General features: G+C 36.6%; 15 protein-coding genes and 3 pseudogenes. 11 read left to right on the forward strand and 7 right to left on the reverse strand.

Annotated elements, in window-relative coordinates; all coding sequences use genetic code 11:
- The 8 genes and pseudogenes from CRO21_RS11870 to CRO21_RS11905 all read left to right on the forward strand — a co-directional run.
- Positions 1-188 (forward strand): annotated as a pseudogene (locus tag CRO21_RS11870) (YqaJ viral recombinase family protein); the annotation flags it as partial.
- A 292-nt stretch (positions 189-480) separates the two neighbouring features.
- Positions 481-1,413: a recombination directionality factor gene (locus CRO21_RS11875; RefSeq protein WP_097079535.1), complete on the forward strand. Its 933-nt coding sequence runs from the start codon at positions 481-483 to the stop codon at positions 1,411-1,413.
- 88 nt (positions 1,414-1,501) lie between these two features.
- Positions 1,502-1,729, forward strand: a complete 228-nt coding sequence (locus CRO21_RS11880) for an AlpA family phage regulatory protein (protein ID WP_097079536.1) — start codon at positions 1,502-1,504, stop codon at positions 1,727-1,729.
- Positions 1,730-1,859: 130 nt separating this feature from the next.
- Entirely contained in the window at positions 1,860-3,590 is a 1,731-nt protein-coding gene (locus tag CRO21_RS11885) for a ShlB/FhaC/HecB family hemolysin secretion/activation protein (RefSeq protein ID WP_097079537.1), read from the forward strand.
- Between the two features lie 58 nt (positions 3,591-3,648).
- Positions 3,649-9,717, forward strand: coding sequence for a two-partner secretion domain-containing protein (locus CRO21_RS11890; protein WP_097079538.1), 6,069 nt, complete (start codon positions 3,649-3,651; stop codon positions 9,715-9,717).
- 15 nt (positions 9,718-9,732) lie between these two features.
- A complete protein-coding gene (locus tag CRO21_RS11895) occupies positions 9,733-10,212 on the forward strand; it encodes an SMI1/KNR4 family protein (protein ID WP_097079539.1) in 480 nt (159 codons plus the stop codon).
- Between the two features lie 32 nt (positions 10,213-10,244).
- A pseudogene (locus CRO21_RS11900) lies at positions 10,245-11,387 on the forward strand (DUF637 domain-containing protein); the annotation flags it as partial.
- Positions 11,387-11,722 carry a hypothetical protein gene (locus CRO21_RS11905; protein WP_097079541.1) on the forward strand — a complete coding sequence of 112 codons (336 nt, stop codon included), beginning with the start codon at positions 11,387-11,389 and terminating at the stop codon, positions 11,720-11,722. The pseudogene CRO21_RS11900 and the gene CRO21_RS11905, both read left to right, overlap by 1 nt.
- A 566-nt stretch (positions 11,723-12,288) precedes the next feature.
- Here CRO21_RS11905 and CRO21_RS11910 read toward each other — a convergent pair.
- The 5 genes from CRO21_RS11910 to CRO21_RS11925 form a co-directional block, all read right to left on the reverse strand.
- The gene (locus tag CRO21_RS11910) at positions 12,289-12,756 is read right to left on the reverse strand and encodes a hypothetical protein (protein WP_097079542.1); all 468 of its coding nucleotides are present in this window, start codon (positions 12,754-12,756) and stop codon (positions 12,289-12,291) included.
- Positions 12,757-12,790: 34 nt separating this feature from the next.
- Positions 12,791-13,015 carry a hypothetical protein gene (locus tag CRO21_RS11915; RefSeq protein ID WP_097079543.1) on the reverse strand — a complete coding sequence of 75 codons (225 nt, stop codon included), beginning with the start codon at positions 13,013-13,015 and terminating at the stop codon, positions 12,791-12,793.
- Positions 13,012-13,146, reverse strand: coding sequence for a hypothetical protein (locus tag CRO21_RS17810; RefSeq protein ID WP_265734864.1), 135 nt, complete (start codon positions 13,144-13,146; stop codon positions 13,012-13,014). The genes CRO21_RS11915 and CRO21_RS17810 overlap by 4 nt, the downstream gene beginning before the upstream one ends.
- Positions 13,147-13,150: 4 nt before the next feature.
- Entirely contained in the window at positions 13,151-13,408 is a 258-nt protein-coding gene (locus tag CRO21_RS11920) for a hypothetical protein (RefSeq protein ID WP_097079544.1), read from the reverse strand.
- Positions 13,409-13,600: 192 nt separating this feature from the next.
- A complete protein-coding gene (locus CRO21_RS11925) occupies positions 13,601-13,933 on the reverse strand; it encodes a hypothetical protein (RefSeq protein WP_097079545.1) in 333 nt (110 codons plus the stop codon).
- A gap of 482 nt (positions 13,934-14,415) precedes the next feature.
- Here CRO21_RS11925 and CRO21_RS11935 point away from each other — a divergent pair, with 482 nt between their 5' ends.
- Complete coding sequence (locus CRO21_RS11935) at positions 14,416-14,640, forward strand: helix-turn-helix transcriptional regulator (RefSeq protein WP_097079547.1); 225 nt, start codon at positions 14,416-14,418, stop codon at positions 14,638-14,640.
- 61 nt (positions 14,641-14,701) lie between these two features.
- Here CRO21_RS11935 and CRO21_RS11940 read toward each other — a convergent pair.
- Both CRO21_RS11940 and CRO21_RS11945 read right to left on the reverse strand, forming a co-directional pair.
- A pseudogene (locus CRO21_RS11940) lies at positions 14,702-15,226 on the reverse strand (3'-5' exonuclease); the annotation flags it as partial.
- 43 nt (positions 15,227-15,269) lie between these two features.
- A complete protein-coding gene (locus CRO21_RS11945; RefSeq protein ID WP_097079548.1) occupies positions 15,270-15,968 on the reverse strand; it encodes a DUF1826 domain-containing protein in 699 nt (232 codons plus the stop codon).
- 253 nt (positions 15,969-16,221) lie between these two features.
- On the opposite strand from CRO21_RS11945, the gene CRO21_RS11950 reads away from it, so the two are divergent.
- A complete protein-coding gene (locus CRO21_RS11950; protein WP_097079549.1) occupies positions 16,222-17,244 on the forward strand; it encodes a ComEC/Rec2 family competence protein in 1,023 nt (340 codons plus the stop codon).
- The gene (locus CRO21_RS11955; protein ID WP_228150432.1) at positions 17,231-22,396 is read left to right on the forward strand and encodes an NACHT domain-containing protein; all 5,166 of its coding nucleotides are present in this window, start codon (positions 17,231-17,233) and stop codon (positions 22,394-22,396) included. The genes CRO21_RS11950 and CRO21_RS11955 overlap by 14 nt, the downstream gene beginning before the upstream one ends.
- Positions 22,397-22,407 lie beyond the last annotated feature (11 nt).

Below are 22,407 nucleotides of genomic sequence, written 5' to 3' on the forward strand. Positions count from 1 at the left end.
TTCAAGCCTTAATGAAAGATGCCGAACGGGCTATTTTTAGTAAAGGCAGTGTGACATGGAAAAAATCCAGAGATAGCATTGTACTGGATCAAAAGCAGTTACTGAAACAACAGCCTGAACTACTGCAACAATATCCACAGCAACGTCAGGGTAGTCGACGTTTTAATGTTTATCCTGCAAAGGCATAAAGCATCTATCTTGACCCATGCATCACATTTTTTACTACCTCTAACTTTAACTGTTTTATTTCCCAAATTTCAAATATCTGCAAAGCCACCCCATTTGCCCCTCCTTCAGTCATGAAGAAAGGGCGTTGGCGCAGCTTTGCATTCTTGCATATCGCACATTTATGTCTCCCGTGCCTCAATACTTATACGCAACAACATCAATTTTTTTATTTCATCACTTGTTGTGGTTGAGGGAGCCGTGCATTCAATCGATATGGGAAAACCGTAAACAAATGCATCAAGGACCATCATCATGATTAAAGGTTTAGCAATTACCCCACCACTATTGGGGCGTATCAGTATCGGTAAAATAGTCGAAAAGAACGGCAAGCGCATTCCTGAAAAGGATGATCAATTCACGATTACCAGCCAGATTCAAAATAAAGATGGTTGGGTCAAGCATCCACTGGATGAACAGCTTCGAGCCAAAGCACAAAATGGCAAACTCAGAAGCATACCAGTGCGTATGATCTTTAATGATCCCGAACTGAATTTAAGAGCAGAATACACCCTGTTTGACCGACAAACGGGACGACCGGTCTGTGTCGGTAATGGTGAAACCTGCCAGCGACTCACCCAACAGGGTGTTGAACAATTACCCTGTCCATCGCCTGATTTATGTCCTTTGGCACAAGGTGGACATTGTAAGCCCTATGGCCGTTTACATGTCAATCTGGATGACAGTGATGAATTAGGTACTTTTATATTTCGTACCACTGGCTATAACAGTATCCGCACTTTAGCAGCACGGCTCAGTTATTACCATGCGGCCTCCTGTGGGCTATTGTCGTGTTTACCGTTGCAACTGACTTTAAGAGGTAAATCCACCACCCAGAGTTATCGTACTCCGGTGTATTACGTGGATTTAACTTTAAAGGATGGGATTAGCCTGAAAGACGCCATTCAGATGGCAAAAGAACTGGATCAACAAAGTAAAGCTGCGGGCTTTGAACAGGATGCACTGGATTATATTGCCAGAGTGGGTTTTAACAATGCGGTATTTGAACTACAGGAGGAGGAAGGCATGCAGATTGCCGAGGAGTTTTATCCTGAGATGATTGAGCAAGTTGGTAGTGTAGGGACACAACAGTTACAGCAGACACAAAACACTAATCCCCAACCTGATCTTAATCAAGTGATGCAGTTAAAACAGGGATTACGGCAAAGTGTTAAAGCAGTGAATTAATCCTGAATCATGGCTCAATGTTAAAAAATACAGAACACCGACTTGTATCGAGAGAAACCGCTCTCGATTAACAATTTGGAGTAACAACATGAACCCATCGACTGAATATCAATACCGTATCTTTAACATCAAAACCGTGATTGAAGTGACTGCGCTGAGTCGTTCTACCATTTATGAGATGATCAAACCCACATCACCATATTACGATGCCAGTTTCCCCAAACCAGTACGTTTAACAGAAATCCGTATTGGCTGGGTATCACAGGAAATCTACGATTGGCTGGAATTGAAGATCGCCCAACGGGAGGAAAAATAAAGGGAGGTCACTCCCTTTATTTTTTATTTAAATGAGAATTATTTAATAATAATATTGTTAACATAGGATAAATAGTGTAGATTATGTTTGTTTTTGTTACTTTACATAATTTTCAGATAATTCATAATTCATGCCTAAAATATTTTATTTTTCTCCCTTGCTGTATTGCCTTAGTCTTTGTGCGTATGCGCTTGATGATGTCTCACTCCCTGAGCGGATTCGTCAGGAACAACGCTTAAAAGAGTTGGGTCAGCATCTTCAGGAACAGTTGCCGCAACTGGCGCCACAGGTTGTAACCTCAACAGCAAATTTGCAACAGATTATCGTGGTGGAACAGCCCTGTGTTCAAATTGACAGGATTCAGCTGGTAGCACTTGATGGGCAACAGGCAGCTGATTTAAATCAATTTCAATTCATCCTGACGGCTATTAAAAAGCATCCACAACACATCATTGGACAATGTATGGGTAGCCAAAGCCTGCACAATCTGGTGAATTTTGCCCAGAACGAATTGATTAAAGCTGGATTTATTACCAGTCAAGTGGTGGTTAATCCACAGGATTTGAATCAAGGTGAATTAGCGTTAGGGATTCAGATTGGGCGTTTGCATCAGATCAAAGTGCAGGGTGAACAGGCATCATCTTGGCAAATTAAAACCGCTTTACCGTTTCGGCAAGGGGATATTGTTAATTTAAAACAGCTGGATCAGGGACTGGAAAATCTAAAACGTGTTTTTACGGTTGATATTCAGATTGTCCCAGCACTTGAGGCGGAACAGGAGCTTGCCGGCTATAGCGATTTACTGATTCAGTTACAACCGCAACAGAACGTAAATTTTAATTTGACGGTTGATAATTCCGGCAGTGACAGCACCGGCAAATATATCGGAAGTTTGGGAATAAGCTTCAATGATCCGCTCCGACTCAACGATATTTTATCTTTGAATTTTAGTCATTCACTGGATGACTTACATCAGAATCGTAATAAAAACCTATATGTCAATTACCAGATTCCGTTTGGTTATCTCGATGTGGCTGCCAGTTTTAGTCAATATCGCTACGATCAAAGTGTGCTGGGATATAACGGACCGATTTTATATCGGGGTGATAGTGCGCAAACACAGATCAATCTGTCCCGTGTGATTAGCCGTAGTGGAGAGCATAAAACCAGCCTGTATGGCAAGTTGTATCATAAGGAAAATAAAAACTTCATTGATGAGATTGAGGTGGGTGTACAGCGCCGTCAAACTTCAGGATGGCATGTCGGTCTCCAACATCGACACTACTTGGGCGCTGCGGTTGTAGATGCCAGTCTGGATTATCGCCATGGTACTGGTGCATTTAATGCCTTACTGGCACCGGAAGAGAAGATTGAAGATATTTATAACAACCGCCTCCCAGCCGAGGGCTATTCCCGTGCTCCCATCTGGCAGGCAGATTTACGCTTAAGCCTGCCATTTTTGTTATTGGATCAAGCTGCCCAATACCGTCTGAACTGGCATGGACAATATGCACCAAAACTCTTGGTGCCCAATGACCGTTTTTATATTGGTGGTCGTTATAGCGTGCGTGGCTTTGACGGTGATCTGATGTTGTCCGGCGATCATGGTCATTATTTACAACAGGAAATTAACCTAAATAGTGCATGGCCCAATACCCAGTTTTATCTGGGGATTGATCAGGGTTGGGTCAATGGCAACCATAGTTTACCTGGACAGCGTTACCTGATGGGCAGTGTGCTTGGCCTACGCAGTTACCAAAATAGCTTTTATCTGGACGTGTTTGGCGGGCGAGGCTTAATTGCACCTGAAAGCATTAAAAAAGACTGGATGACAGGCTTTAGTCTGAATCTTTCCTACTAATTTTAAAACCTAAACAACGATTGATATTAATTAAACTGATCAACAAGAGATTATAGTAATGAACAAGAACCGTTACCGTATTATTTATAATAAAGCCCGTTGCATGTTTATGGCTGTTGCTGAAAATGCCAAAAGTCAAAGTAAGGCTTCTGGACAAAGTTCAGGGATTAAAGCAGGGCAATTCGCCTCTTCTACAGATAGCACTGAGGAAAAAGCTTTTGCACAGCTTTGGCAGGTGAAAGCCTTGCTTGCCAGTATGAGCATATGGATGCCATTGGCACCGGTTTATGCACAAATACAGGCAGATAGTGCTGCTAATGCAGCCAATAGGCCGGTGATTGCTGCGGGGAAAAATGCAGCAGGTACCACAGTTCCGGTGGTGAATATTCAAACGCCTAAAAACGGTGTATCGCACAATATCTATAAACAGTTTGATGTGCTTGCAGAAGGTGCTGTTTTAAATAATAGCCGAACCGGGGCGAATAGCAAAACCGTTGGTGCAGTCGCTGCCAATCCGTTTCTGGCAACGGGTGAAGCTCGGGTTATTCTCAATGAAGTCAATTCGACTGTAGCATCACGTTTTGAAGGTAATCTGGAAGTGGCCGGTCAAATGGCCGATGTGATTATTGCCAATCCATCGGGGATTAATATTAAAGGCGGTGGTTTTATCAATGCCAATAAAGCCATTTTTACCACAGGCAAACCACAGCTCAATGCCGATGGCAGTATCCAGCAGTTTACAGTCAATCAGGGAAAAGTGACGGTTTCTGCACCAACCAACAGTACGTTAGGGTTGGGTGGTAATAACAATAATGCCAATTATGTTGATGTCTATGCCCGTGCCGTGGAACTGAATGCGCAATTACATGCCAAGAATGATATTCAGGTAATTGCTGGTGCCAATACAGTCAGTGGGGATTTACAGGATACTAGCGCAACAACCGGCACTGGTACAGCACCGACTTTAGCTGTTGATGTCAAAGCACTGGGCGGCATGTATGCGAATAACATTTATTTGATGGGAACCGAAAAAGGTCTGGGTGTGAGCAATGCCGGAACCATCAAAGCAGTCAATAATCTGGTGGTGACCAGTGCCGGAAAGATCGAAAATAGTGGCACACTACAATCGACCAGTGCGACACAGGGTTTGGTCAGTGTACAAACTACGCAAAGCGGAGCAAATGGTAATATTAATTCCAGTGGTTTAATCAACAGTAAAAGCATGCTAAGCATCGATGCTGCTAACGATTTAAATATCACCGGTAATCAGGTTCGTATCGACAATGGTGTGGTATCCCCCTTGATTTTATCGGCACAAGGCAACCTTAATATTGCCTCAACTGCACAAATTCGCAATCTAGGCATAAATGCCACCAGTGGACAAGGTGATATTTATATTGATGCTAAAAATATTAGTGCAGCCGATCAAGCCAGCATCAGCTCAACCGGCAATATTTCACTTTCTGCGACAGAAAATATCAGCACAGGTAAAGCCAGCGTATTGACTGCTGGTAACGATCTTAATCTTGCGGCACAAAATAAACTCACCGCAACAGAAAGCAACCTGACCGCAACTGGCGGCAATATCAATCTGCAAACAAGTAACAGTGATGTGAGTAAAAGCAATACCACATTGCAGGGTGCAACTTTAAATGCCGGTCAAGACCTTAATCTATATAGTAGTGGTGATCTAAACCTCAGTAACCTGAATTTTACCTTAAGCAATGGCAGTAGCACTGTTAAAAATATCAATGGCTATAGTGGTCGTAATCTGATCTGGAATAATACCGCAAAGGTCTTGCCACAAATCAGCGGGAAAGTGCTGCTTGATGCAGAGAACAATTTGACGCTTAGCTCCAGCCAGCTATCGGCCAAAGATAATATCCAGCTTCAAGCCGGCCAACTGACTTTAAATAGTGCATTGACCTCACAAAAAGCAATTCATCTGAGTGTGGAATTAAAAGATTTGGTTTTAAATCAGGCCTTGACCGCACAGGGGGATATTGATATTACGGCATTAGCAGGGTCAATCACCAGCAACAGCTTAAAAGCCAGCTCGACAGCAGGTAAAATTTCTATCCTTGCCAATAAAAATCTGACAATTAATTCATTACAAACCACCAATGGTATGTATTCCTATGAACTCAAGACAACTAATAAAACCAGTATTAACGGTGCAAAAGGAATTACATTAGGTTCTATTGGTGAGGGTAGTGTAAATATAAAATCAGTTGATCTCAGCGCAAATCAGGGTGATATTCAGTTGGTAGGTGGAAATGGTCTGAATTTATTAACGAATACCGATGTGGCGGTTCATAATGATGACATGGGTAGAGATGTTATTATTGGCAATACATTAAACGGGCAAAATATATTACTGCAAAACAACACAGGTAATTTACTGGTTGAAAATACCACGCTTACGGCAACTGATCGTATTCAACTCAACAGTGAAGGCAAAAATACCATTAAAGCCAGTACCTTAAATGCCAAAGGCAATATCGAACTATTTGCCAAAGATCATTTAAGCTTACAGAATGTAACCGCGAGTAGCGATAAACATATGGCACTGAATAGTAAAAAGAATATTTATATTAACAGTGACTATGTGACATCGACTGTCTGGACACCGAATAGTCAGAGTAAATTGACAGCTAAGGGTATTTTGTCCATGACCAGTGTTGATCATGTGACGCAAAATACCAGCTATACCGGTGGGGCGATTTCACTTGAAGCCAGTAATGCGCTGCTTACACCAGCCAGTACCACACTTACCTTTAATGCTGTAGACAGTGCTTTTTTAAAAAGTGATGCCAAACTAAAAGACTCTAATGGTGATTTGACCATTCAGACCAATGCAGCTTTAACCCTTGATCCAAAAATCCATAAGCTCAATGCGATTGGAGATATTGAACTGATTTCTAAAAATTCGGCATTAACTTTAAAAGGCGATGGTGGGACAGCGGGTAATGGTTCGGAACAGGTGATAAAATTAAATACTACTGGAGGTGGAATTCGCTTGGAAGGTACCAAGGTTGATATTCAGGGGGCACAACTGACTGCACAAAAAGATATTAATATCATCTCGAATAAAGAGGATATATTAATTGATGGAGTAAAGAATGTACTGAGCAATATTCAATCAAAGAAAACTTTTCAAAAGTATGTTGCACTATATGAATTAAAACAAAAACAGCTAAATGATTTCTTAAATAATGAGGATTATAAAAAATTTGATATTGAATTTACTGAAATTACAAAAATGAGAAACTTTGCATTAGAAACAAGAGCGAATGGAAATATGTCGGCATTTAATCATTTTATGCAACTAGCCTTTTTAAAACAAAAACAACTTGAAACTGACTATAATGTTAAAGAGATTTTATTGCTTAAACAACAACATGAAAATGAAGTAAAAGATGCTGAATCATATAAAGATTACTTCAATAGCAATATCAATGGCTACGAACATTCTGAGACCAATTTAACATCTAATACTGGTAATATCAACATTATCTCAAATAAAGGTTTATCCATTAGTGGTGGTGAACTCACTGCCAAAGCTGGACAAATCAATCTTGAATCTCGCGGTGTATTGGCGGAGCAATATACGTCTACAACCACGGATACAAACAACCAGAGCAAAATACTTGCTGCCAGTATGATTATTGATGGTCATACTAATTTCTATGACAAAGGTCAAGAAACTGATGCCAATTACAGTATGCGTACATTGGTTAGCCCAACAATCATCAGCGCAGATAAAGGCGTTAATATTAAAACAGTCGGCAAAACCACGGGTGATAATCTGGTGATGCAGGCGACAGGTATTACTGCTACAAATGGCGATGTCAAAATAGAATCAAATAAAAATATTCTGTTTGATGCTGCGATTGAGCAAAGTTATGATCGTAGCACCACAAGTTATAAGAAAAAGTCATGGGGTGGTCTTAAGAAAAAAACAGTGACTACAGTGACTGAGAACAATACTGCTGATGCAGCTTCTGTTGATATCAACGGTAAAAACATCAGCATAGAAAGTAAAGATCAGAATAAAGATGTAAGTATTGATATATATTCGGGTAAATTTACAGCGGAAGGTGGCAATATTTCGATAAAAGCAGGGGGAAATCTAAATTTTTATACCGTAGAAGAATCTTCCAGTAGTAATGTCGATGTCACCAAGAAATCCTCTTTTGCCGGTATCAAATATAACAAATCCAAAACCAATGCGACCCGAACACAGGTAACAGAACTCCCAGCCAAATTAAAAGCGGATTATATCGGTACTAAATCTGGTTTTGATACTCGGTTGGTAGGAACAGAGTTTGAATATTTAAAGGGAGCAGAGATCGTATCTGGAGGTAAACTGGAACTTATTGCAGCGAAAACCACGATTACCGATTTACTGAAAAAAGAATCGAATAGTGTTGTGTGGCAAAGTATGCAGGACAAAGGTTCGATTACAGAAACAGCCAAATTGCCAAGTTTTAATGGACCAATTAATCCTACCTTTAAAGCAGCAGGTGGGCTAGTCGTACAGGTTCCTGTTGGAGAAAAAGACGCTAATAAAAAAGAACTACGGGATGAGATTCTAAAGCTTGCAAATCAACCGGGAAATACTTATCTCAAAGATTTTGTAAATCGTACAGATGTAGATTGGCAACAAGTTTTGTTGACGCAGAAGGATTGGGATTATAAATCGCAAGGGCTGACAGGAGCAGGCGCAGCGATATTAGTTATCATCATAACAGTTGTTACCATGGGGACAGGTACGGCCGGAGCCGGAGCAGCACTATTTGGAACAACGACGACGACGACAACAGCAATGGCAAATGCATTTGTCACCTCACTTGCATCACAAGCGAGTGTGAGTCTGGTCAACAATGGAGGGGATTTAAGCAAAACATTAAAAGATTTAGGCAGTAAAAGCTCAGTCAAGAATCTAGTTGCTTCTGTTGCGACAGCCGGCTTACTCAGTCAAGTTGGCACAGCCTTAAATTTAAAGCCAGATAGCGCGTATTTTCCAGACCGACTGATGAATAACTTTGCAACTTCGGTTGGATCGACGCTGGTACAGACAGCGATCAATGGCGGAAACCTTGAAGATAATCTAAAGACAGCATTGCTAGCAGGGTTGGCAGGTGCACTGCAAGGAGAACTTGCAAGCCAGATTGGTACAAATCTGGATAAAGTTGATCCAACTGTATTTGAATATACAATCCATAAAATAGCGCATGCAGCGGTTGGATGTGCAGCAGCGGCAGCGACTAAAGCAAGTTGTGAAGCTGGGGCGATAGGAGCTGGTGTAGGGGAAATTGTCGCAGAGTTGATGATTCCAAATGGAAAAACATCGCTGGACTTAACCGATGCAGAAAGAATCAAGATAAAAGATACAAGTAAAATACTTGCTGGCGTAGTATCCGCCTATGCTGGTTATGATGTAAATACGGCTGCAAATAGTGCTACTGTTGCAGTGGAGAATAACAGTTTTAAAGCTGCCTCAGCTGTTGCAAAATCGGCATGGAAAGCAGGAAAGGCAATAAAAGAAGCATTGGATGCTGGGAAAAATGTGAATTTGAAAGAAATTCTAAAAGATGTCGTTAAAGGTGAAATAGATAATGGATTGGATAGTGTTAAAACAATATTAGATCCTAGAGCGAGTGCTTTTGATAAATCATTAGCAATCCTAGATTTAGCAATAGGCATTGATCTAAAAGCTGGGAAAAAGGTTGATAATTTGCTTCAGGATCAAAAAATCATTATTCAAAGTATTGGTGTAAAAGCTATAAATGGACGTATGCCGATAAATGCTGCGTATGCAGGAAAGGTTTATCCAGCATCGAAATTACCTACGACACTTAGAGGACAATATCCTGATGGTATTGCTTTTACGGTTCAAGGATTTCCAGATTTTAAACGATATGCTTTAAAAGATGTACGAATTCAACCAAGTAAGAGCAGAAGCATAGATGAGAATAGAGCAAATCTAGCAGCAGGATATAGAACAACCCCTGAAAAGTATACATGGCATCATCATCAAGAGAGCGGAAGAATGCAATTAGTTCCAGAGGAGTTGCATAATTATGTATATCATAGTGGTGGGTTTGCAAAAAACCAAAAATGATTGGAGGTAAGAGAAATGTATCAAATTGAATCAAAAGGATATCCAATCAGTGAAAATGATGTTATTGAATTTGAAAATTTAATTACATTAAAATTACCTCATGAATATCGTATATTTTTATTACAATATAATGTATGTATGATTTTTCCTGATTGTTTTGATTTTTTAGAAAATAATGAAAAAAGCGATAGTAGAATTCGTTATTTTCTTGGACTTAATGTTCATCCTCGAAAGGAATATTATTACTCACTCTATTGGTATTATGATCTGATGCAAAGGCGTATACCAAAAAACTTCTTAGCGATAGCACCAGACCCATTTGGAAATGCTATTTTGATACATTTAACTGGGGGCTCGATTTGGTTTTGGGATCATGAGTTAGAAGCAGATACCGAAGCAGGGGAAGAAGTTAGCATGGATAATATTTCTTTTATTGCAAATAGTTTAGATGAATTTCTTAATTCTTTGTATGAACTTAAATTAGAGGATGATTAATTTTTATCTCGTTCAATCCCTATGGGATTGAACGGCCGGATAGCACGTATTTTCCAGACCGACTGATGAATAACTTTGCAACTTCGGTTGGATTGACGCTGGTACAGACAGCAATTAATGGCGGTAATTTATCAGATAATTTGGAAAAAGCGTTATTGGCAAGGTTAGCAGGCGCATTACAAGGAGAACTTGCAAGCCAGATTGGTACAAGTCTAGATAAAGTTGATCCCAATGTATTGGAATATACGATCCATAAAATAGCCCATGCAGCGGCTGGATGTGCAGCAGCGGCAGCGACTAAAGCAAGTTGTGAAGCTGGGGCGATAGGGGCGGGTGTAGGGGAAATTGTTGCAGAGTTGATGATTCCAAATGGAAAAACATCGCTGGACTTAACCGATGCTGAGCGGACTAAGATCAAAGACACCACAAAAATTCTTGCAGGAACAGTTGCAGCATTTACAGGATATGATGTAAATACAGCTGCCAATAGTGCCAATATTGCGGTGGAGAATAATAGTTTAGCTAAATTGGCAACGACCGGAGGCAAGATTGCTTATAAAGTTGCTAAGCAAATTAAAGAAGCTCAAGCAAAAGGACAAAAACTAAACTCGGCTGATGTTGTCGAGATGTTTAAGAAAGAAGGTGTACAAGGTATTGTTGATATAGGTGACAATATTGCGACACTGATTAATCCTGCTGCAAGTATAGGTGATAAAGCCTTTGCTGCAATTGACTTAGTGATTGGGGTTGATTTAAAAGCAGGTAAGAATGTTGATGCTTTAATTAAAGATAAGAAGATCACAGGAAAAAGTTTTCCTAAGGAAAATTTGTCTTTTCATGAAGACAAGTTCAAATACCTTTTTGGAAAAGCGGCTTTTGATCCTCATAACACACCAAGGAGTATACAGAATAAAGAACAACTGGCTTCTGTGGGTATCTTTGATAATGTCCAGGGGCGGAATCGTATTATTAGACATTTAGCAGATACAATAAATCGTTCAGATAATATTTCCCAAACTTTTACCAAGAAAGTGAATGGTGTTGATATGAAATATGAAGTTAGGGATTCTCTTCTTTTTGGTTCTATGGGAGTGAGAAAAGTTGAATCAACATTTGAGATTATGCCAGATGGCCAACGTAGATTTTCTACTATGATTATTAAAGGAGGAAAGTAATGTCAAAAATTTTAATTCCATCATGTGATGACTTGGTTTCTATGTTTGGGTGCGATTGTAGTATAGATGAAAATTATACTCAGAAAATAGGATTTTTAGATGAAGATGCAAGTGAGCTGAATATATATATTGGGCTTGTAGATGATAGTGTTAGAATAATTTTAAATAAAAATTCTACCATAGTGAACGATATTTATATGGAAAAACTCGAAGAGTTTTATTTTGAAGAAAATAAGCAAATTATTAAGATGATATTCAATTCTTCTTATAAAATAACTATTGAAATAGAGCTGTGGAGTAAGTTTATGATAAAAATAAGTGGTATGGTTATTTGACCCGAAACTTGGTTAAGCCGATGATTCTAAAATTTGAATTATCGGTTTATCTTTATAATATATTGATCTGCACATAAAGAAGTATTGATGTCAACCAAACAACTGGATAATCCAACCTTAGCAAATAAAGCGATCAATAATTTTATACGGTAATCCTCCCATAAATAACCGAAGTTAAAAGTAGAGGTTAAGCAGCCATTGATCAAGATATCCAAACGAGACAACAGTTTGCAGAATCAAGTATAGATAAACTCGTCGAAAGTTTTCCTACAGCTTATTCAGCATGGCAGGGGATTGAAGAAAAAGTTGAGCATCATCAAGATTATTCTATTGTTTATTTAGATTTTATCGATCCACAGGAAGGTGCAGGATTCCGGATTACACTTAAGATAATTATCTTTGAGACTTTCTTTGCTAAAGTTACGTTTATGGATTATTTTTGTGAAGATTTAGAGTCGTCAAAAGAAATTTCTTCGCCTATTTTTGATTCTTTCAAGCCAAAATAGATTATTAAATTGAGCTAGCATTGCATTTATTGATTATCCCAGACAATGCCAGCCTTTTTACTAGTAAGGTTGAACTTGATAACCATACTTTTTAATTCCATCATCTATCTCACCGTTAAATGAATGACAATAGGCAAAATATAGATTGGCACTACTTTCCAAAACTCGAGGAACACCAAAGTCATTTAAAGGCAACACATCTAACTGACCACCCACACTTATTGAGGGTTGTTGGTATGAACAAACAAGCGTGATTTTATGGGGTTTCTTAGCCCATGAAATTTTTTTCGAAGCATTGGAAACATTCGGCGAATCACCACCCAGAATTCGCACATCTAAAATGACTTGATTAGGCGTGTTTTGGACAATTGAAGTTGAAACGGCCTTTGCCCATGAGCATGAATCCATATGACAACTACCATAGGTAATAAAACCAGTTTTTTGATTAATTTTAAAAGGTACTTGAGCTGCACAGATCGCCGGTGTCGCTGCAATGATAAGAAGTGTTGCTGTGATTAATTTTTTCATCAGTTTTTCCTTGAGGAGAATATAAATTTGTGAATTATTTGGAACGTAAAATCAGCGTACCGATGATGAGTAAAATCAGTACACCACCAATAAACTTACCCACAGAAGGAAACATCACCGCAGGCCAGACCAGCCCTTGACCTAAATTAAACATAAAGGACTTATCGTTATACTGTCCCCAGAAATGCTGATACACCGCAAAGAAGAACCCAATAATAAAATATCCACCAATCACCCATGCTTTAATGTTGTCTTTCATTTTTTATCCCCACCTACAGTAAAATTAACCAGCAGCATAAATAGACCGACTAGAATCATAAAACCAATAAATGGTAAACCTAGAAATGCCACAACAATCACCACAACCAGAATGCCTGCAAGAATACGCATAAGCCTACTCCTTCATACATTGCATGCCATATCGTACAATTTCATTTTGAAATTCCGCTGTTTGGCTAATGATATAAAACTTTTCCTCTAGTCGATCTGAACCATATTTATCTTCAATTTTTTCATAGACACACTCACAGGTAGAGCTATCAGCACCGCCCATTTTGCAGCCTTTAACAAATTCACGTTCAGATTTGCTTGTACAACCAGTCACTGACATGCCCAGCAATACCAGTGACAAGGCAGATAAATAAATTTTCATTGTTACTCCGTTCGTTATTATTTTTTTAGATATGATTCATGTCATTAATTCTGGATGTAATAAATAACTCATCCAGCCCCATGGCTAAACAAACCCCAATGAAAATAAAGCGCTGGATAGTATTCAAGCCAAAAGTATCAACATACTGACGCAACCATAACTAAAAAAGTTAAAGTAAAAGCAAGCAAGCCTTTATTTACAGGTTACTTTTTTGGCATTCTGAAATTCCATGATGGTAGTAATGCCTTCATAGCTTTCAAACTTTTGGTCTTTGGCGATGATCTGAATACAATCGCCTTTTTTAACGGATTTGAGGTTTTGATATTGCTTAGGCGTGAGGTCAACAGCATAGATAGAAATGTTGCCTTTATTGGTTGGAAAAAAAGCAGCTTCTTCACTCCATTGAATGTTGTTTTTTACTTTAACGGTGATGCTGGCAGCATAAAGGCTAGAAGTGGAAAATAGTGCAGCAACAGCCAATAGCTGAACTGATTTTTTGAATAAAGAGGGTGCAAGAATTTGCATGGTGGTAACTCCTGTATGTATAAGGAAGTTCTACCGAATCACTGTCAATTGATTATGGTGGCAGAACGAAAGGGGGTTGACAGACTGGACATACAGAAACCAGCACGCATGAAGCGTCCCCCTCCCGTTCTACCGCAAAGGGGGACGAGAAGGTTTCACACGAAAATTATGCTCAAAAAACATAATTCTGATGCGCTGTATGAACGGTCTGTCAAAACCGACTGACGATGTAGGTCAGCAAGGAAATGATAAGTTTATGGGGGGAGTTAGTCAATTGAAATGGTACGATTTATTGTGAAAAAACAGGCTAAAGTTTTATGTTTTATATGGAATCTAGGCACCTAGGTGATAGATATAAATCCAAATCAAATGATTTCAAGGCTGTCATGGGTTTTATCAGTATGGGCTTTTAGTTAAAAAATACAGCAACCTGTATGGTATAGAGAGAAATACCTCTCAAGCACCAACTGGGAGTTTGAACCATGCAATCTACTGAATATCAATACAAAATTTTTAACATTAAAGTTGTGATTGAAGTAACGGCATTAAGTCGTTCAACTATTTATGAAATGATTAATCCCAAATCCAGATATTACGATGAAACTTTTCCTAAACCTGTTCGTTTAACAGAGGTTCGAGTGGGTTGGGTATCACAGGAAATTTATGATTGGCTTGAGTTGAAGATTGCTAAACGAGAAGAAGCTTAAATGAAGTGAATTTCTTTTATTTTTTGAGCTGTACTAATTCCAATCTGGCAGTTACTGATATTTAATAACGCCTTAGGTTTCTTTTATAGTTACAACTTGGGTAACGATTACAAGCCATAAATTCACCATACGGTCCTGTTTTTTTCCAAATACGTCCTTGATTACATTTCGGACATCTCCATTCAGGAGGTATGCTGTGATTGATAGATACATTCTCCTTTTCAGGAATATAAATAAATGATTTTAAATCTGGATCATTTATAATTTCCTCAAGGAAAATAGATTTGCGTTCACCTATAAGAAACACTTTTTCTTTTGCACGAGTTAGGGCTACATAAAACAGACGGCGTTCTTCAGCAAAAGCATGTGTTTCAGGTTGAGGTAGCACTAGATTCAAAAGAGGATCGTCCTCTTTCTCAGAAGGGAAAGCACTGTTACCACTATTTAATCCTACAAGAATAACATAGTCAGCCTGTAAACACTTGGAAGAATGAATAGCTTTAAATTCCACAGAGCAATTTCCGAGAAAGGGGAGAACACTATCTAAATTTGGTTTGTGATGTTTATAGCGACCTAAAATATAAATTACATTGATTATGAGCTTTAACCGCTATAAATCGAATAAATATTTAACAAATTAATAGTAGTCTAAATTCACTATCTTTTTCAGCAGGTGCTCTGTGAACACAAGGTAAGACTTGTTGTGTTGAATGATCCACCGCCAAGCGCCAAAGATTTCCTAAACCTAAATTTACAGGTTTTGCATTAGGTTTAGGCTGATAATGTAAATCAAAAAAATAGTCTTCTAGAAAATTTTCAAATTCAGCTTCTGGGCCGTCATGTAATTTTTTAAGTTTTTCCCTAATTTCTGGAATTAAAATCTTTTGCTCAACCTGAGCATTAGGCAGGATATCACTCGTAGCGCCATAATAAGTACATAAAAAAGTATCCGTTTCGATGGGGGAGCGATCAACATGATATGAATATACATCTGTTGAAATAAAATCTAGTTCTTCATCACGTTCATAACTTTTAATTAAATTAAGAGAGGGAGAGGCTCCGAAATCAGTTAATAGCTGTAGATCCTCTAGGATAACTGTCCTTGCTAGGTTACCTTTTTTTGAAAGTTGCAGGGCTAAAAGATCCTCAACGGAAACTTCTGTAATATTCTCATTTAACTTAAGTTTAGCCACAATCTCTTTAAAATCACCAACCAAGTTTCTGTACCAGCAAATAGCATTCTTATCTCCTTGAAAATTGAAATTTACAAGTTCAGAAAAAGTAGAAACCACACCAATTTGATTGCTAGCCAAAAGTATATTTTTCATATCCGAGATCGATGTCCTCATCTGAAAAATGTGTATTGTAAAAAGTTCAGCACAGTTCAAGAGCCTATATTCTTCATTTGATGGAAGAAATATAGTTGCTAGGTCGCCAATTATTTTTAGTGTAAGGACTAAATTAAGCTTTATTGTTAAATATATAAGAAAATAATTTCATGAACTTAATTTGAAAACTGGTTTCATTCTGCATAAAAATAGATAAAATATCTATAAAATATTACCTTTTATATAAATATTAATGTTAAAGATTCATGTAATAGATGCGGCTCATGGGGATTGCATTCTTCTTTATTTCGATCACTCAAAAATTCTAATCGATTGTGGTCCAAAATCATTCAAAGCTCGTAGAGGTGTACTAGCTAATATAGAAAAGATTTTAGGTGGAAATAGTGTTATTGATATAGCGATAGTCACTCATAATGATGATGACCACATCGGTGGATTTGAATTTTTGCTCGATACTCCTATCAAAATTAACACTATTATTTTTAATAGTCTTCAAGATATTCCTGATATTATAAAAAGTTCACAGAAACAAATTTCATATAACCAAGATAATATCCTTAGACAAAAATTATTGGAAGAACGTGGAATTCAAATTCAATGTTTGACACGAAATTCTACTCCGTTAATATTCAGAGATATTAAATTAATTGCAATAACACCAACAGTTGAAACCCTAGAGCGAATGTTAAAAGACGCTGATGCTAAAAAAGAAAGAGAAGAAAAAAAGAAAAAGCCAAAACAAATTTCAAGTTCGATAACTGAAGAGATAAAACCTGCGAATGCTTTACAAAAAATACAATCTGATCAAGATGTTTTTACAAAAGATACTTCTATCACAAATAAGTCAAGTATTGGCTTAGTTGTTGAGTACAGAGGATTCTCAGGGCTTTTTCTAGGGGATGCTCATGCTGAGGATGTAATTGAAGGTCTTAAAATTGCAGGTTTTGGCAATCATCAATTTGATGTGGTAAAAATTTCTCATCATGGAAGTGAACGAAATACAAATATTGAATTATTAAAGCTTTTAGGTAAGACAGAATATATCTTATGTGCAGACAACGAGACACATCATAAGCATCCTAATAATACTACTTTAGCTAGAATACTAAGCTTGGATAAAAATCAAACCCTTCATTTAAGCTCAAATAATCCTAGTCTATCGGCAAAAATTGATGATTTTAAAAGTCTAGGTTTTAGTATTAATGAAACATATCCGACTAATGGAGTGAATACACTTTGCTATGAATACAAGTAATCTAATACAAGTTAAAGTACTCCAAAACGAATCTAGTGGATATTTTTTCAAATCCTATGATGACAATAAATCATTTGTCATCACGTCAAAGCATAGTATTTGCGAGTTCAGAAGTACTTGTGATCTTATTGAGAGTTCAGTTAAAGATTGTTGCAGAACCTGTCCACTAGAGTTTGATACTCAAAAAATTCAATTACTCAGTAATGGTAATGATGTTTCACTTCATATAGAAAAAATATATTATGACAAAGCAAAAGACTTAGTCATTATCAATGTAACTGAAACAGCTCATGATACTTTAATTATTAATGAAAAAAACATTAGTGATTACTATGTAAGTTTTGGGTTTAATAGTAGAGATTTTGGTGTAACACCATTAGTATTTGACGTGCCCAGAGTCGTTAATACACTCATTTATTACAATCTACATTCCGATCCAACTCCTAACCTAATAGAAAAAGAAGATAATTTTAAAGGGATTTCAGGTTCATTAATTTTTACACAACATGAAAAATACCCGACAGCAAAAGCACTTATCATCCATAATGAAAATCATAATGATTTTGGAGCTGAAGGTCTTGAAACTTTAAATTTTAGTGAAATCAATGATTTTTTCGAATGTAAGGTCTTTGATCAAAGATTATATATTCCAGAAGTACAGAAAATTAAAGATATTAGTCAACAAAGTTTAGAATTAGTTTCAAAGATGATTGATGGGGTAGAGTTATCTAGACCTATATTACACAAAGAGTTTGAAGATAAACTAAATTTAGGCAGATTTATACAAATTACTGGTTTGTCAGGTACAGGTAAATCAGTTCTATTAAGACAAATCGCTGAGTCAAAAGCTAATAATTTACCATTTTTATTCATTAAATCAGATCAACTTACGGGAAGTAATAATTGGTTAGAATATCTATCTAGAGTTGGATTACCGAGTTTTTCAATTTCAGAGTGGCTAATAAGTTTGGAAGTTGTTGGGGGGGCTCCTATTGTCTTTATTGATGGTATAGACAGAGTTAGTGAAAACAGCAAACCAATTATTGAAGATTTAATTCGTACAATTTTTAAAAATCCTGATTTAACCAATTGGAAAATTGTTACAACTTTAAGAGATACTGGACTTGAACCATTAAAAATATGGATCGGTGCTCTTTTAAAGAATACTAATATCCAAACTATCAACATAGAACTTTTAAATGATGATGAGTGTTACGCATTAGCTCAAAAAATTCCAAGTATTCAGCAGTTATTATTTAGTAATAATAAAGTCAAAGATATCATTAGACGTCCGTTTTTTGCTAAAGTTTTAACAAGTTTAAAAGCCAATAATTTTGAACCTGAGTCAGAACTAGAACTAATAGATGCATGGTGGGAACGGGGCGGATTTAATGCAACTGGTCAATCTATTTATAATCGACAAGATTTTTTAAAAAGACTTTCTGAACTTAAATCTCTAAACCTTAGCTGTAGTGTCAAGCGTAGAGAGATTCAACCTATCGACGCTTTAGATAGCTTGGTAGTAGACGGGATAGTTCATGTAAATTCTAAAAGTTCTACTGTTGATTTTACACATGACATATTTTATGAGTGGTCATTATTTTATCTTCTTTTAGAAGAAGAACTAAACTGGTTGAATAAAATAGAAACCTTTGGGGAACCTCCTTATATAAGTAGGGTTGTAGAATTGCTTGCACAACGAGAATTTATTGATGATCAGTGGGTGAATCATTTAGAAAACCCAAAATTTAAAGAACTCAGATCACAATGGTTAAGAGCATGGCTGATTGGACCAATCGGACACCCAAAATTCATTGAGTTGAGTAGAGGATATACACAAGTTTTATACGAAAAGGATTTCGATCTTTTTAATAAGTTATTAACATGGTTTCAAGCAGAGAAAACAAAGGCAAATCCAATATTCTTGGAACAGCCTGATAAATTACAATTTGCTATTCAACACCCTTGGCCATCTGATGCATTCTTATGGCGGACACTTTTAGAATATGTTTTGACATCAATACCAAGTACTCCACATCAATTATATCCGAAAATATTAAGAGTTTTTGAGGTTTGGCAGTATGTAGGTATTCATATACCTTCAAATCAAATGTCTGGAATGCTTTTGGAGGTATCAATTCACTGGCTTTTAGAAATTTCTAAAAAAGAGAGATCTAGCACTTGGGGACAAATAGTTAACTTAAAAGATTTTAAGTCTAGGCTAATTAATTTAATTTTAGTTTCAATACAATCAAATCCATCCTACATGGAAAGATATTTAAACTTTCTACTCTTGGAAAATGAAGTATCTAGAGATATTTATGCACATATAGTAGGTGCTTCACCCCTTATTTCACAACATCATCCAAAATTACTTGCTGATTTAACGCTAAAATTTTTATTAGATGAACTGCCTAAAGCACGTATAGAACGTGAGGAAAGGAGCTATCAAAGAACAAAGCAATATTATCAAGAGTTACTGGCTAAACCTGAAGAAGAAAGATCAGAAGAAGAACAATTAAGGATTGATCGTCGTGCCTTATTTTTTCATCAAGCACCATATCAACAAATTCAGAGTAAGGATTGGGAAAATTTATCAATTAAATATGAATCTAGACACTTTTATCCTAGCTCACCTTTAAAAGAACCATTTTCTTCATTATTGAAGTATTCGGAAGATAATGGATTACAGCTCATATGTGACCTATCTAACCATGCTATTCAAGCGTGGAAACAATTATGTGAAATTTCTGAACAAGTACCACTACCAACTATCATTGAATTTCCCTGGGGAGCGCAAGAATTTTGGGGAAATGAAAAGCAATATATCTGGAAAAAACCTGTTTGGATAAATAATGCGATTTCATCGGCCTATATGGCATTAGAAAAATGGGGTTTTGATCAGCTTGGAAAGGGTAGAGATTTTGATGAACTCATTCAAAAAATCACATCAGGGCATGAATCAGTAGCAATTCTTGGTGTAGTAAGTGTTTTAGCTCTAAACAAGCAAGTTATTTCTAACTCTATATTTCCATTTGTTACTAATTTAAAAATATTAGAATTAGATAATTATCGATTCAAACAAAATATTGAAACTGTAATTCATCACTACAATGAAGAAGATTACAAATCAAAATTAGAGTTATTATTACTAGATTACTTTATAAATCCTGAATTTAGTGACTTAACTAAAGATAAATTATCTAATCTTAAAGCCGATCTTCCTTTTAATTTTGAGCATGAAAAGGAAGATCACTCTATTATCAATTTTTTAAAAGAGCGGGCTGATTTTTACGCTGAATATGCCAATACTAAGAATTACTTTTACCAAGAAATTGATGAGAATCAAATTAATTTCTTCTTTGAACATCCTAAGCATAAAAAGCAAGCTGAATCGGAAGAACATAAACAACTAAATGAATTTTCAATATGTTCCAACATTACATATTGGGCTGAGAAATCATTAGAAGCTAATATAATTCAAAATAACTACACTATAGAATCAGTTATTGAATTCTTAAAAACTGTAGAAGAAGATAGCTTATTTCTTGATTCTTGTGAGATAGATGATGACTCATATGTAACCAGAAGAATGAAACAAAACGCTTCTAGTGCATTAGCTACCATGATCTTAGTATTTAGAACAGATCTTAAAGAAAGTGATCTAGAATGGGCTCGTGATATTTTAAACCAAGCAGTCCGATTACCATATAGTTCTTATGAAGTAGGGTGTCCACAAGCTTGCTTAACTTTTCATCCGAAGAAATTTCTTGCACAGGCTTTATCGAGCGAAATTATTCATGACAGCATGGATGATTCAACGTTTAAAAATCTAATCAATATTATAGAGAGTCCATCTCACGAAATTTCATTAGTGGCACTAAAAGAATGTCTTAAATTATTTGATAAACATCCTAAACTGACTTGGTCTGCAATTTATTTTGCATTTGCTCTATGTAAAAATCATTTAAAATATCGAATCTATCGATCAGATAAATATCCAGAAGCACAACAAGAGTTAAAACAGGTGTATGAACATTTAAACAACTATTTTAAATCTAAAGATGAGTGGTGTGCATTACCAATACCTGATGCTCCTTGGGTAGAACTAGATGAAGAAACAATTCAAAAGAAAAGAGAAACAGATAAAAGAAGTACTGACATAATAAATAAGCAAAGAGTGGGCTATAAGCCTAGATTAGGTCTTCATAAAAATTATTCAAAGTGGGTAAAATCAAATACTCAATGGGATTATCAGTTCTCAGAAAAAGTTATTCATTTACTGCCTGAGGAATTACTTCATGATACCTCTCAAACCTATATTCTCGATTTTTTAAAAAGTTGCTTAGAATGGACTATAGAAAAACAAGAACCTTCTTGGCTCGAAGAGAGTCAGAGGTTTGATGATAAAGATATTATTTATGAATGGAATCATAGCTTATCTAGTGCCTTAGCTAGGGTTGTTGGAATATTTCCTACAGAAGAAATCAAATCACAATTCCTTATGCCTATTCTTAACCTTAAAACAGATGCTTGTTGGGAGATGCTTTATTTGTTCATTGAAAATTATATTTGTCGTTATATTTATGATGCACAGAACATACCTAAAAATGCGTTAGATGTTTTAGACTTATGCTTGGAACGTTTTTTACATGCATCCTGTTTTGATAAAGAAGGTTATAGAGCAGGACAAATTTCAGGCTTTGTTCTACCTAAGATTGCAAAATCGCTGATGTATGTATCATTAGATCAAAATGCACCTTTAGCCAGCAGGTTTGTGAATGGTGATTGGTCTGAAATAGATATAATCTTACCTTTAGTTAGTAAGTATGTCCGAGCGGTAGGTTGGACTGAATATGTTATTCACCTATTCTTGAAATTGTGCGAGCGATCAATCCAAAATTATCCATCAAATATTTATGCTGATCAAATCTTAGAACTACTATTATTAGATGAGCAATTGAATTGGAATGAGCAAGTATATCAAAGGATATCTTGCCTTATCCAAATTTTTATAGATAAGGAACAGTTTATGCCAATAGAGTTACGACAAAAATTCTTAAAAATTATTGATTGGTTGGTTGATCACGGTGATCGAAGAAGTGCAGCACTTCAGCAAAGTACTTTTTTTCAAAAAGTGAAGAGCTCTTGAGCTATAGTTTC

It is taken from the genome of Acinetobacter puyangensis (assembly GCF_900096995.1).
GTDB lineage: Bacteria > Pseudomonadota > Gammaproteobacteria > Pseudomonadales > Moraxellaceae > Acinetobacter > Acinetobacter puyangensis.